This window comes from Acinetobacter piscicola (assembly GCF_002233755.1).
Taxonomy (GTDB): domain Bacteria; phylum Pseudomonadota; class Gammaproteobacteria; order Pseudomonadales; family Moraxellaceae; genus Acinetobacter; species Acinetobacter piscicola.
The window spans coordinates 160243-174216 of sequence record NZ_NIFO01000005.1 but is presented as its reverse complement, the minus strand read 5'-3'; the positions used below and the strand labels follow the sequence as shown (position 1 = coordinate 174216).

The window sequence follows — 13974 nt, the reverse complement described above, 5'->3', positions numbered from 1 at the left end:
TGGTGTAAAAGGTAACTATCTAATTATATAGAGTTTAATAATTTAAATCTCATTCATAATCCATATGACTAGAGATTTGTAGCTTAAAAATTTCCTATATAAGCTTATAAAAAAAATCTTATTGAAAATTAATTAAATAAAAAGCATTTTTAATTATTTTCCAGTGAAAGAAAATTTGACTATAGTTAATTTACATTCTAAAACAAGAGGTAAATTGCGATGACGATGAAATCGATACGTTATAACACGGGTGAGCTTGCATGTGCGATGTCACCTTAGTTCATCATTCTCCAATAAAAAATTGATGTTGTATTGGTGTGGACATACAACATCAATGATTTAAATCAGCAATAAAACAATCAGTAAAAGTAAACAAAACAAAAATGATCAAACTATAGAGCCGTTAAGGCTCTTTTTTTATAGATTTAAAAGCAAGTGAGTCATTTAAATGAGTATTCAATTACTCAATCTCATGCACTGCATTAAATACTTCAACAGGTTCGATACGGACTAATTTTTTACCGAAACTTCTGAGCCACCAAACCAATTGTGAGGTAAAAGGAACAACCGCACTAATTTGATAAAGCTGATCATTCAAAGCTTCAACTTTTTGCTCTTTACTCAGCTGGCTTTCAGTAAAATACTGTGCATCATCTTCGTGCATGATGAGTTTTAACTCTACATTCTCTGTCGGTTTTGAAAAATCAACGCGGAAACCTAAAGCACCAGAGTCGATATAAGTATCAATATCAAAATCAACAGGATGCAAAGCACGTGTATCTAGAACGGTTGCCGATTTAAAACGATGCAAAGCAAAAGTTTGTACGTCAGATTTATCATGACGCGTGCAGATCAAATAAATAATTGCACCTTTTTGAACTAAGCCGAGCGGATTGAGCAAATAAGTTTTGTCTTCACCCAAATGTCCACGTGAGCGATAAATACACTCAATTTGTTTGTCTTGTAACAGACCTTCATAAATTGCTTGTTGTGCATTGCGCTCAACCAAAGGCGGAATCACAGGTTGTGTCGCAGGGACGATACGGACACGATTAATCCATTGTCGAACATTATTTTGGGTCGATAAGCTACGTTTTGCTAAGTCAAACCATGGATTCATTTCATCGATTAAACTTGGTGGTAATAAATGCTTTAAATGTTCTTCAACCATCATAAAGGTCACCGCTTGAGAGCTGGTCATGTGCGGTAAGCTTTGGATCGGTGCATCTGAGCGCCAACGCCAACCCTGAGGAACCGTTTTATTACTTTCAATAGGGAAGCGTTGCGCAATTTGATTTAAGTCACGCTGAATCGTTCTTAAACTAATTTCAATACCTTCACGTTCTAATACTTCTTGTAATTCACGTGTGCCCATCCATTTTCCAGTGGATAGACGGGAAAGGATTTGCCATTGGCGATATAGGCTATTTGACGTTTCTTTTTCTTGTGCAGGCATGTTGGGTATCAATAAAATCGTGAATGTTTATGGGAGCAGAACCTCTAACACAATAGAAAATTACGACACATTTCGCAAGTTATATCCTAAAAAAAGTGTTTAAGTATTGATAATGAAAATAAAAATATGGGTTCAAAATTTGTATTGTCTATGGGAAAGGTTATGTAATGGATAAAAATTATTTAGAAAATCTATAAAGTATTGGCATTGAAATTGCTTTTTTAAAATAGCCATTAGAGAACATAAAAAAGAGGTTTGTATGCTAAAAGAGACCGTAGATACAAATTCAAATATTGAAAACTATACAGAACAACTCATTTTGCCAGTTTTAGAAGCAAAAGAGCAGGCTGAGCCGAGCGATCCAACTTTGCAGATAAGACAAGTATTACCTGAGCAAGCATTAACCCATTCAGTTGTAAATGTCCAAACGAAACAGTTGAGTATGCAAATCGAAAAACAACACACTGCACAGCATCTACTGAAACAAACCAACTCCATTTTTTTTAATGAATTGACGGATGATCAAGTTTTATCACCTACGGTCGCAAACAAAATTGAAGATTGGTTATCTAAGCATAGTATTTATGAGCTTGAACAACTCAATAAATTGGCGCAGGAGCATTTTTTATATCAAGGTATTACATTTGCTGTTTATGGTGAGAAAGCCGGTATTGAACGGACTATTCCGTTTGATCTGATTCCTCGTGTGATTGCTAAACAACAGTGGAAAACCATAGAAGCAGGTTGTACACAAAGAATTAAGGCTTTAAATCTTTTTTTGGCCGATATTTACCATGAGCAAAGTATTTTAAAAGAAGGATTGATCCCTGAACTGCAAGTATTGACTCATGAAGCCTATCAACCCGTGATGTTAAATCATAGATTGAATGGCAATATTTATAGTCAAATTAGTGGGATCGATATCGTCCGCGATAGCAAAGGGCAGTTTTTTGTTTTAGAAGACAATTTACGCACGCCATCGGGTGTGTCGTATATGTTGGAAAGTCGCAAAATGAGTCAAAAACTCATGCCTGATTTGTGTCATCAATATGGGGCAGGGATTGAACAATACCCACAATTGTTGCGTGAAATATTAGCTGAAAACTCTAAAGCAGATGCGCCACTGATCGTTGTGCTTAGCCCCGGTCGTTATAATAGCGCTTACTATGAGCATGCTTTTCTCGCAAGAGAGATGGGTGTTCCTTTAGTAACATCACGTGATCTTTTTGTTGAGAACGATAAGGTTTATGTCAAAACGATCCGAGGATGTAGGCAAGTTGATGTAGTTTATAGGCGTTTAGATGATGGTTTTCTGGATCCGTTGAGTTTCAGACCCGATAGCACACTTGGCGTAGCGGGGTTAATGTCTGCTTATTTAAGTCATAATGTCGTGATAGCCAATGCACCCGGCACAGGTGTGGCGGATGATAAGTCAATCTATCCTTATGTTGATCAAATGATCAGCTATTATCTGAATGAAAAGCCAATTCTATCTAATGTGCCAACTTATCAATGTCGTGAACCTGATGCACTGGATTATGTGTTGAGCAATTTAGATCAATTGGTGGTGAAAGAGGCTCAGGGCTCTGGTGGCTACGGTATGTTAATCGGCCCGCAAGCGACTGAACAGGACATTGATTTATTTAGAATGAAACTTATCGCCTCACCATCGGCTTATATTGCGCAACCGACTTTAGATTTGTCTGTTGCGCCTACTTTGACTTCACACGGCATTGTGGAGCGTCATATTGATTTACGCCCATTTATCTTGAGTTCACCTGAGCGAATTGAAATTGTACCGGGAGGTTTAACCCGAGTAGCGATGCAACAAGGTTCCTTGGTGGTCAATTCATCGCAAGGTGGTGGAATTAAAGATACATGGGTGATTGATGAATATTCTATTTAGAACATTCAAATGATTCATCTAACCATAGGGGAGTGAACATGATTTTACTAAGTACGAATGCACAAAATATATTTTGGTTAGGTCGCTATTTGACTCGTATACAATATTTATGTAGCCAGTTTCCGTTTAAAAATAATACTTCAGCACTGGATTATGCGCATGCGTTTTGTTTGCCTGCATTTGATGCATCTTCATTAAATGAAATGATTTTAGATGCAGAACAACCGGCCTCATTTCATCAACAATTTCAAAATGCGAAGAATAATATTTATGATTTACGTGGTGTCATTTCTGCACAATCTTTCGCAGAATTAAATCAGTTATTACAACAAGCTGAGAAAAATGCAGGGCTTATTTGTGATGTGTGTGACGAATGTAATGACGTTTTAGAAGCGGAAGAAGATGAGCTATTGTTTTTATTTTTTAGTTTAGGTCAGAAAATGGAGCAATTGGATCGTCAAATTCGTTTAAAACAAACCAGTGCGCAAACTTTGCAAGAATTAGGTGGTTTAATTGAGAGTTTAGATCAGCAAGGGCTGGCCAGTTTACCAGATGCGTGGATTGAGCTTAAAAAGCAGCCTGATAGCATGCGTTATTATCATTTTAGTGATCATATTGATTCCCTATTTGAAATGGTTCGCTTATGAAGCTCATGGTTAATCATCAAACCCATTATCAATATTCTGATTGGGCGAAAAATAGTATTCAATATATTAAAATGACCCCACAAAATAATGAACATCAACAGGTTCATTCATGGGATGTAAGCGTTCCGGGTCAAAAACACATTAAAAAAGATGCCTTTGATAATGTTTGGTTAACCAGTACACAGCGCGAACCTTATCAACAAATGTTGATTATGGCTCAAGGTATTGTGGAGATTAATTTTGAAAATCAGTTTGGTATGACAAACTCGTTATCGTCCGCTTTATTTTTACAACCGACTACAACGACTTTGTGTAATAGTGAAATGTTGGCATTTGCTCAGCGCTACGTACCTCAACTGACTGTATCGAATTTTCAGAAATTGGCGGAAGCTTTACTGAATTATATGCCCTATACCACAGCGAGTACTTCGGTAACACATACTGCAATGGAGTCATTTTCAATGCGTCAAGGTGTATGTCAGGATCATAGCCATGTATTTATTGCGATGGCAAAGGCACTTGATGTTCCTGCTCGTTATGCTTCTGGGTATTTATATGTTCAGAATCAGTCTCATTTAGCCAGTCATGCGTGGGCTGAAATTTTTTTAGCAGGGCAATGGCATATTATTGATGTGAGTAATCAACTTTTCCGACCAGAATCACATGTTTATGTCGCAATTGGACGTGATTATTGGGATGTTGCACCAGTACGAGGCATAAGAGAGCAAGGTGGAATTGAAACAATGTACTCCACTGTTCAAGTACTTGCATGTTGAAAAATTGAATGGTAAATAATGTGCTTAAATTATGCATTGTATTTATAAAACTATATTTTTAGACCATCCGTGGGTTTGAATTTTCAAATGCTTTGAAAGGTAGTTCCATGACGTATTGTTGTGCTTTAAGACTCAAACAGGGTTTAGTGTTCATTAGTGATACACGAACCAATGCCGGGGTAGATCATATTTCTGTTTTTAGAAAGCTCTATACTTTTGGGGTCAAAGGCGAGCGGTTTATTTGTATTCAAACGTCTGGAAATTTGGCGACCACGCAAGCTGTTATTGGTCATTTAGAAAATCATCTTGCACTCAATCAAGAGCCTAACTTATACAGTGTAAACACAATGTTTGAGGTCGCAGGCTTAGTTGGGCAAACCTTACGTAAAGTGATTGCAGATGTTACGGATGATACTCAGGAACAAAGTAATTATTTTTGTAGCTTACTGGTTGGTGGTCAAATCAAGGGTGAAGAAATGCAGCTTTATAATATTTACCCGCAAGGGAATTTTATTTCTGCAACCAGTGATACGCCGTATTTTCAAATTGGCGAAAGTAAGTATGGTAAGCCAATTTTAGATCGTGCTTTAAGTTACGATATGCCTTTAGATGAGGCATTGCGTTGTAGCTTAATTTCTTTTGATTCAACTTTACGTTCAAATGTTTCAGTGGGTTTACCTTTGGATGCAATGATTTATTTAAAAGATTCTTTGACATGTCCAAATGGAAAAAGAATTACAGATGAAGATCCCTATTTTCAACATATCAGTAAGCAATGGTCTGAAACATTAAAAAAAGGTTTGCAAGATCTGCCAAAACCTACGGATGATTATTTCAAGTAATGTTTCAAACAATATTTTAAATTATTTAATTTTGCCTCTTATGTAAGCAGATTGATAAGATGTATTAATCATCAATCTAATTTAGACTATGTTATTGATAAAAAGCTAAAATATATTTGAGAAAATACATAAATGATTCAGCTATGTTATGCAAGCCGAACCTCGTCATCTGAGCATGAGATTTTAAATGATTTAAGAGAAATCTTAAATGAAGCTCGAAATTTTAATACGAAGCATGATATTCATGGTGTTTTATATTTTGCAGATCAATATTTTTTTCAGTGTTTAGAGGGTGAGGACGCTTCAATAAAGTTTTTGTTTGAAAAATTGATAGGTGATCCAAGACATCATCAAATCAAACGATTTAAAACAACTGCTGTGGTTGACGGTGGGCATTTCTCACAATGGTCAATGAAATATGTAAGATGCAATAGCCAGATTCAGCAATATTTTAATGCTAAAGGCTATGACAGCTTTCAACCCTTAGATTTGAAAGATGATGAAGTTCCTGAATTATTAGCTTTATTGTATGAAATTGAACAAGTAGAACTATAAATCATTAAAAAATCCAAGCATGCGCTTGGATTTTTTGTATTGTGAAGATTAAATCTGTTTGCGGGCTGGGCGTGCGCTTAAACGGCACAATAATTCATAACCAATGGTACCATTTGCTTCAGCAACATCATCGACTAGGCGATCTTTGCCCCATAGTTCAACCTCTGTACCCAAGGGCGCATTTAGATTTGTGACATCAATGGCAATCATATCCATAGAAACACGACCAATCACACGGGTCTTTTGTCCTTGAATGGATACATAGTTTTGCTTTGGAAAAGCACGAGGGTAGCCGTCACCATAACCAATTGAAACAATTGCAATATCCATCGCTTGGTCAGCAATAAATGTTGAGCCATAACCAACAGATTCACCCGCTTGAATATGATTCAGTGCAATAATTTCAGCAGTAAAAGTCATTACAGGCTGAATGTCTAAGTCATGTGCGGATTTGTCTGCAAATGGTGATGCACCATAAAGCATGATGCCCGGGCGAACAAAGTCAAAATTGAGTTCAGGCCATTTAAAGATAGCCGCAGAATTACAACATGAAGCCATAATAGGTTCACAGGCTTGTTTTACCTGTAGGAATTGAGCTTTTTGTTGTTCATTTAACGGATGGTTTTCTGCATCGGCATTGGCAAAATGCATGGCCAAAACACAAGTAAACCCTTCTGCTTTGAGTGAATGAATCAGCTCAATAATTTCAGCTTCTTTAAAACCTAAACGGTTCATACCGCTATTCAGTTTTACCCATACTTTTAAGCCTTTGGCTATATATTGTTGTTTGTGTTCAAGCAACCATTCCACTTGAACTGGTTGATGTACAACAATCTCAAAGTTATTTTCAATGACGGTTGTCATCTCATCCGCATTAAAAATACCTTCAATCAGTGTGATGGGTTGTTGATATCCAAGTTCACGTATTTCCAAGGCTTCTTGTAAGCAGGCAACACCAAATGCATCCGTTGAGCTTAAGGCGGCTAAACAGTCTTTAACTCCATGTCCATAAGCATTGGTTTTGACCATACTTACAATTTTAGCGGTTGGAGCGAGTTGTTTGACACGGTTTAAATTATATTGCAGCGCTTCACTGTCAATATAAACTGTTGCTTGACGCACCTTGGTTACTCCTTTGGGGTCACAAATATTGAATTGTGCTTAAAACTGAGATTGTGCATAAAATAAAGGTTTTAAATATATAGTGTTTTATTTAAAACAGTGAATATTTTAGACCGATCAAACCCAAATAAATATAAACATTTGTGTTTTGAATCAAGATCACATTTTGTATCGATAAAATTTGCTGACCTGATATATAAATCTGAGTTGCACATAATTTGTAAAAAAATAGCACTTTATTTTTTACATAAAATCGTACATTTTATATTCGAATTTATACATTTATTTGAGAGGGGAATATGGGAGCATGGTCACATGAACCTTTTGGAAATGATACTGCCAGTGATTGGGCTTACGAATTTGAAGAAGGTGATGGTTATATCGTGATTGAAGATGCTTTCAATCAAATCATAGAGATGGCAAAAGAAGAATTTATTGATGCTGATATTGGTTGCACTGCACATGCCGCAGCAGATGTCTTGGTAAAATCTTTTGCTGATGCTATTGGCGAAGAGGATTATTATCCTGAACCCATTGAGAAATGGCTGGAACAAAATAAAAATAGAACCAATTATGCACTTATTCCCAAAGCAATTCGTGCATTGGATTTATTGACCAGTGAAAATTCAGAATTGGATGAACTTTGGCGAGATTCAGATGATTATGAGCAATGGATACTCAATATAGATGAATTAAAAGAGACTTTAAGTTCAAAAGTTTGAACTTTAAAATCTCTTATTTTTAATTCAATGACTTGATTTGGAATAATTTTATTCTTCATCTTCATACTGGGCATAATACTCAGGCGACAAGTTACTAAAACGAGTATATTGCCCTTCAAAAGCTAAACGAACTGTACCAATTGGGCCATTACGCTGTTTACCAATGATAATTTCTGCTGTTCCTGCTTCTTTCGATTCTTTGTTATAAACCTCATCGCGGTAAATAAACATAATTAAATCGGCATCCTGCTCGATGGCACCAGATTCACGTAAATCTGACATGACTGGACGTTTATTGGGACGGTTCTCTAGGGAACGGTTTAACTGAGAAAGTGCGATGACAGGGCACATCATTTCTTTTGCCAAAGCTTTGAGTGAGCGAGAAATTTCACCAATTTCACCAACACGGTTATCTCCCATACCCGGTACTTTCATCAACTGTAAATAGTCGACCATAATACAGCCGAGCTTACCACCGTGTTGCTTTGCAATACGTCGAGCACGGGCACGTAATTCAGTTGGTGGTAGGGCAGAGGAATCATCGATATACAAATGTTTTTCTTGTAGCTGTAAAATGGTGCCTGTAACTTTAGACCATTCGTCACCATCTAATTTACCTGAACGTAAATGTCCTTGATGAACTTTGCCGTAAGCAGAAATTAAACGCATTGCGATGGAATCTGCTGGCATCTCCATAGAGAATACCAAAGCAGGTAGATCACAGTTAAACAGCACACTTTCGACCAAATTCATGGCAAAAGTGGTTTTACCCATAGATGGACGTGCAGCAACAATGATCATGTCACCTGCTTGCATACCAGAGGTTTTATTATCTAATTCCATAAAGCCAGTCGTTAAACCTGTGATGCTGCCTTCCATCTGAGAGAGTTCATTCAACTTATCAAAGACATCGGCAACAACAGAGGTAATGGGTTTAGGGCCTTGCGCTTTAGCATTGTTATTGTGTTGTTCTGCGATCGAGAAAATATTGGTTTCAGCAAGATCTAAAATCTCACTGACGTCACGACCTTTGGTGTCATACGCATTTTGTAGAATTTCATTACTCACTTTAATCATACTTCTTAAAGTTGAAAATTCTTTAATTTTTCCTGCATAAGTTTCAAGGTTATAGAAGCTAGAGGGAGAATCTGCCATCAACTGCATCAAATATTCTTCACCACCAATTGCATCGTGCAAGTTTTGTTTGATGAGCCAGTCATTCACCAAGACTGCATCATAAGGTGAGTTTTCCTGTGCAAGTTTTTCAACGGCACGGAAAATATATTTATGACGTGTCGCATAAAAATCATTTTCATTTAAAGTATCGCTGACCTGTTCAAAAGATTCAGCAACAGTCATCAATGCAGCAAGTACAGCTTGTTCAATCGCCAAGTTATGAGGTGGCGTACGAAATTCCTTTAACTGTGCATTTTCATTATTTTTTGCATCAGTTTTAAAAGTATTTGTAGAAGCATTGGCAGTAGCCTGAGACATATAAAACCTTGATTTTTAAATGGTTAGTAAAATAAAAACAATATTGATTAAACTTTACATCGATTTATTTAAGTGTACAACAGAATCCGCAAGAAGGGCGTATTATTCAAGTGAAATAATAAAAACACAGTGAAAAACTAAATCGTAAAGATAAAAAAAGAGCATGCGATTGCATGCCCTTTTTTTGATGAGAAATTACTCAGATACGATAGTAACGAGAACTTCTGCAACAACATCATGATGCAATTGAATTGCGATGTTGAATTCGCCAGTATGACGAAGTGCACCGTTCGGTAAACGAACTTCAGCACGGTCGACAGTAAGACCAGCATTCGTTAACGCGTCAGCGATGTCACGAGTACCGATTGAACCGAATAGTTTACCTTCGTCACCAGCTTTAGCAGTGATCACGATGTTAACTTCGTTCAATTGGTCAGCACGTGCTTGAGCAGCAGCTAAAATATCAGCTTCTTGCTTTTCAAGTTCTGCACGACGAGCTTCGAAAGCAGCAGTATTAGACTCAGTTGCAGCAACTGCTTTACCCTGAGGGATAAGGAAGTTACGGCCATAACCAGCTTTAACTGATACTTTATCGCCTAATTTACCAAGGTTTTTAATGCGTTGTAATAAAATAATATCCACGGCTCAACCTCACTTATGATTGTCAGTGTAAGGAATCAATGCTAAATAGCGAGCTTGTTTAATAGCAAGCGCTAATTGGCGTTGATAACGAGCTTTAGTACCTGTAATACGGCTAGGAACAATTTTGCCGTTTTCAGTGATGTACTGTTTTAAAGTGTCGATATCTTTGTAGTCGATGTACGTAACGTTCTCAGCTGTAAAGCGGCAGAACTTGCGACGACGGTAAAAACGTGCCATTGATGTTCTCCTTAAGCTTCAGCAGAGTCTTGAGCGTGTTGTGCTTCTTCACGCTGTGCTTTACGCGCGCGTTTTTCTTCAGCACTTTTCGCCAATAATGACTCTTCAGTGATCGCGTTTTCACGACGAATAATAACGTTACGAAGGATTGCATCGTTATAACGGAACAATTCTTCTAATTCATTAAGCGTAGTTTGATTACATTCAATGTTCATTAAAATGTAGTGCGCTTTGTGAATTTTGTTAATTGGGTATGCCAATTGGCGACGGCCCCAATCTTCAAGACGGTGAATTTGACCTTCAGCATCTTTAATGTGAGAGATATAGCGTTCTACCATACCTACCACTTGATCGCTTTGGTCTGGGTGTACCAGAATTACGATTTCGTAGTGACGCATTGTCAGCTCCTTACGGTTTATGCAGCCCCAATCTTATTAGAAAGATCGAAGCAAGGAGTCACAATCAATATTAACTTGAAAAGTCAAAAGATTGTGCCGCAAAAATTGCGAGCGCTTATTATAGGAAAGTTTATCTATAAACACAATTTAATATTTAGATTTTTATTACCGTTTTATTCTAAGCTGGATCGTTACTTAAAACAGATGACTGCGAGTTGAATGCTATGGGAATAAATCAATCATTCATTATTGTCGCAGTAAAAATACCACATAACCTTTAAAATTCGGGTCATTCTCAAATTTAAGTTGATGATCCCATTCACCATGTTGTACCAAGCCTATTTTATAGGGCAGTTTCATTGCCGAGATTTTTTTCAGATACATTTGGTAGTTAGGAATAGTAGTAGAACCTTGATAGGTTTGAATGATCATTTCATTAATATTTTCACGAAATAGCCTAAGTGTTTCTTTATCTTGAATATTCGTCCAGTCCATTAAACTGGTGATGCTTAATTGATATTGTTGAGGAAGCTGTTTTCTAAGTTGTTGTAAAAATAAACCATATTGATGGAGATTTTTTGTTCTCGAATCAAAATCTATTTGAATCCCTTGAATATGATTACCCGAGTTTTCCCATTGTCGAACACGTTTTAGAATTTTGTCCAATTCGTGGTCTTGCCAATTCAAGTGGTGATTGCGAAAGACTAACCATACTTTCTGATGCGGAATATTCAGTACTGGAACACCTTGAGCAATCAGAATCGATTGTTTTGATGCTTTATCAATTCTGATTTCGCCTTGTAGAATATAAACTTGTTTGGCTTTGTTTAAATAGGGCGCAGATTTAATCTCGCCCCAAATCCAAAAGGCATCATAGTCATTGGCATTTATATGATATGAACCTGATGACGCAGATTGACTCGGTTGGCAGGCATTTAAGCTCAACATACAACTGAGAGTAATCAGAACCGAAAAAATCTGCTTAAACATCAATGGATCACCTGATTACCAATAATACTTTAAAGATTTTGCCCAAGTTGTATTTGGATAATCACTTTTTATTTGGTCATACCATTGTTTACGCACGCTTTTTGCAACTTCTTGGTCAGCGCAATCATTAATGCCACTTGGCGAATAACACATGATTGCACGATAAAGTGCATAAGCCTGCAAATCACCTTGAGGGCCAGTTTTAATTAAGCGCTTATAAACTTCGCCACGGGTAAATGGTTTGCCTTGAAATGATTGAACATTATTTTCTTCATTTAATTGGTAGGGTAGCCCATATTGTCCACTACGAACATATTCACCCATACAAATATTCAAAAAAGGATCTGTTGGAGACTTTTCTAATTGGCTGGTGAGTGTTGCCAAATCTGAACATTTAAGTTGTGTGGTGATATTTGAACCATTCCAAATAAAGTCTGCGAATGGCGGTTTGTTTTTGAGTTTTTCGGCACCTTCATAGCTTTTATATTGTGCTGCATCTTTCGGTAAATATTTATAATACTGATTAAATAAAGCATAATTTTTATGCACTAAAGATTTGTTTAATAAGGTGTAAATTGCAGCTTGCTTTTGGTCTAGATTCGCCTCGTTGCTTTGTATGATTTTTTGCAAAGATGCTTCATTCGCTTTGAAAATGATAAAGCGTTTTTGTAAGTTGATTTGTTTAATGGTTGGATTTTTACCAATAAATGCATTTAGGTCTTGTTTTGAATTGAGATGATTTGACAGCGCAGTTTCAAATAAACCACGTTGGTATGCATTTTTCGATTTATTAAGCCATTGCGCCCAATATTGTTCAGCTTGAGTTGGATTACTTTTTTCTAAAATTTGCCCTTTCAAAAAGACCTGACTCAGTTGTAGATAATTATTTGTGCTAGAAATATCCTTCGGCAAATAATTTAAAGCCTCTTGGGTTTTGTTTTGAACATAAAATAAATGTACAGCTTGTAAATATTGAAATAGCTCAGGTTGCGTTTTGAAATCGTCTTTTTGTGCACTCAGCTGTGCCCAAGTCATTGGTTTATAGTTTTCTGATGATGATTCTCGCATTTGCATCAAATCATAAGTTGCAAGGAAGAAAGGGTCTTTTAAATGTTTGATATTGAAGTATTGGCTGCCAAATACACGACGATCAATTTCGGCAGGAAGCTGACTTACATCTAAATTATAGTATTTAGATTTAGGGTTTTGTATTTGCCACACAATTTCATTGACCAGTAAGTCTTGGCGACCTGTTAACCAAAAACCACGACGCATGTAGCCTCGGGCGCTGGCTGCATATTGACCATTTGGATAAAGCTTTAAATAACTAGTGATATTGTCTAAGAATTGCTTTAGAAGATTTTGATTGATTTTATCTAAATCTACATCACCATATTGATTTGTTCCTGTTGCATAAGCCGTATTCAGGCTCGAACGAATGAGCATATATTGCGAGGTTTCTTTTAACCATGCATCATCAACAGTGCTTAATACTGAATATATTTTAGTCGCTGTAGAAAAGTTAGTATTATAAAAAGCAATGGTTGCATTTAAATAAGAAGCATATTGGCGAGCAGTAGCTGACCATTGCGGGTCAACAGACAGAAGTGGAATTTTATTATTACATTCTGAAATCTTATTACGCTCAGTGATTAAAGCTTGTTTTTCTGAAGCCGAAAGATTTTTATTATTTTTGACTTGTTCAATAAAACTGTTTTGTCCACTGACTAAAGTTGCACAACGCTCATCATAATAACGATCCATTTCTTGAAATTTTGTACGATGATTTGAGATTCTATTTTTAGCCATACTGGTTAAAGTCGTAGAATCAAAAGGGACAGTCCCATATGTTGAATCCCACAAGTTTTGATCACCTTGATAGGGTTCGATATTGGCCAAACCAAGGTCACTGAGCAATAAGACCATATTGCTATGGTTATCATTGGCAGGGAGGAATACAGGTAAATTGCTACAATCAGAATACACTTTGCCTTGCATGCTAAAGTCAGGATCACAGATATCTTCAACTCCTGCATGTGCAGCAGTGCTATATGAAAATAAAGGTACAAGAGAACCGAATAGTAGGGTGTAGAGGAATAATTTTTTAGATTTCATAATGGGCTTAAAATTTGTAATTCTTAGTAAGATGATAACAAGGGAATGCAATGAGAAAAATAGAAAACAACA

The 13974-nt window shown here is 36.7% G+C and carries 14 protein-coding genes; 6 read left to right on the top strand and 8 right to left on the bottom strand.

Annotated features, from left to right (window positions below; genetic code table 11):
- Positions 1-460: 460 nt before the first annotated feature.
- Positions 461-1456 (bottom strand): helix-turn-helix transcriptional regulator, encoded by a 996-nt coding sequence (locus CDA10_RS10585; protein WP_089605569.1) that lies wholly within the window; start codon positions 1454-1456, stop codon positions 461-463.
- A gap of 259 nt (positions 1457-1715) precedes the next feature.
- Between CDA10_RS10585 and CDA10_RS10580 the strand changes: the two genes are divergently transcribed.
- The 5 genes from CDA10_RS10580 to CDA10_RS10560 all read left to right on the top strand — a co-directional run bounded on the left by CDA10_RS10580 (position 1716) and on the right by CDA10_RS10560 (position 6182).
- Positions 1716-3362, top strand: a complete 1647-nt coding sequence (locus CDA10_RS10580) for a circularly permuted type 2 ATP-grasp protein (RefSeq protein WP_228704620.1) — start codon at positions 1716-1718, stop codon at positions 3360-3362.
- A 38-nt stretch (positions 3363-3400) separates the two neighbouring features.
- Entirely contained in the window at positions 3401-4009 is a 609-nt protein-coding gene (locus CDA10_RS10575) for an alpha-E domain-containing protein (RefSeq protein ID WP_089605568.1), read from the top strand.
- Positions 4006-4785, top strand: a complete 780-nt coding sequence (locus tag CDA10_RS10570; protein ID WP_089605567.1) for a transglutaminase family protein — start codon at positions 4006-4008, stop codon at positions 4783-4785. The genes CDA10_RS10575 and CDA10_RS10570 overlap by 4 nt, the downstream gene beginning before the upstream one ends.
- 107 nt (positions 4786-4892) lie before the next feature.
- Positions 4893-5627, top strand: a complete 735-nt coding sequence (locus CDA10_RS10565) for a proteasome-type protease (protein WP_089605566.1) — start codon at positions 4893-4895, stop codon at positions 5625-5627.
- A 132-nt stretch (positions 5628-5759) separates the two neighbouring features.
- On the top strand, positions 5760-6182 hold the full coding sequence (locus CDA10_RS10560) for a BLUF domain-containing protein (protein WP_089605565.1): 423 nt from the start codon (positions 5760-5762) through the stop codon (positions 6180-6182).
- Between the two features lie 48 nt (positions 6183-6230).
- Here the strand turns inward: CDA10_RS10560 and alr are convergent, their stop codons facing one another.
- Positions 6231-7304 carry an alanine racemase gene (gene alr, locus CDA10_RS10555; RefSeq protein ID WP_089605564.1) on the bottom strand — a complete coding sequence of 358 codons (1074 nt, stop codon included), beginning with the start codon at positions 7302-7304 and terminating at the stop codon, positions 6231-6233.
- 299 nt (positions 7305-7603) lie between these two features.
- Here alr and CDA10_RS10550 point away from each other — a divergent pair, with 299 nt between their 5' ends.
- A complete protein-coding gene (locus CDA10_RS10550) occupies positions 7604-8026 on the top strand; it encodes a DUF4259 domain-containing protein (RefSeq protein WP_089605563.1) in 423 nt (140 codons plus the stop codon).
- A 48-nt stretch (positions 8027-8074) separates the two neighbouring features.
- Here the strand turns inward: CDA10_RS10550 and dnaB are convergent, their stop codons facing one another.
- The 6 genes from dnaB to CDA10_RS10520 all read right to left on the bottom strand — a co-directional run bounded on the left by dnaB (position 8075) and on the right by CDA10_RS10520 (position 13902).
- Positions 8075-9520 (bottom strand): replicative DNA helicase, encoded by a 1446-nt coding sequence (gene dnaB, locus CDA10_RS10545; protein ID WP_089605562.1) that lies wholly within the window; start codon positions 9518-9520, stop codon positions 8075-8077.
- A 195-nt stretch (positions 9521-9715) separates the two neighbouring features.
- The gene (rplI, locus tag CDA10_RS10540) at positions 9716-10162 is read right to left on the bottom strand and encodes a 50S ribosomal protein L9 (RefSeq protein WP_010115944.1); all 447 of its coding nucleotides are present in this window, start codon (positions 10160-10162) and stop codon (positions 9716-9718) included.
- A gap of 9 nt (positions 10163-10171) precedes the next feature.
- Positions 10172-10399: a 30S ribosomal protein S18 gene (rpsR, locus tag CDA10_RS10535; RefSeq protein ID WP_004719336.1), complete on the bottom strand. Its 228-nt coding sequence runs from the start codon at positions 10397-10399 to the stop codon at positions 10172-10174.
- Positions 10400-10410: 11 nt separating this feature from the next.
- Entirely contained in the window at positions 10411-10797 is a 387-nt protein-coding gene (rpsF, locus tag CDA10_RS10530) for a 30S ribosomal protein S6 (RefSeq protein WP_010115947.1), read from the bottom strand.
- A 246-nt stretch (positions 10798-11043) separates the two neighbouring features.
- The gene (locus tag CDA10_RS10525) at positions 11044-11787 is read right to left on the bottom strand and encodes a DUF3142 domain-containing protein (protein ID WP_089605561.1); all 744 of its coding nucleotides are present in this window, start codon (positions 11785-11787) and stop codon (positions 11044-11046) included.
- Between the two features lie 15 nt (positions 11788-11802).
- On the bottom strand, positions 11803-13902 hold the full coding sequence (locus CDA10_RS10520) for a PA5441 family protein (RefSeq protein ID WP_089605560.1): 2100 nt from the start codon (positions 13900-13902) through the stop codon (positions 11803-11805).
- Positions 13903-13974 lie beyond the last annotated feature (72 nt).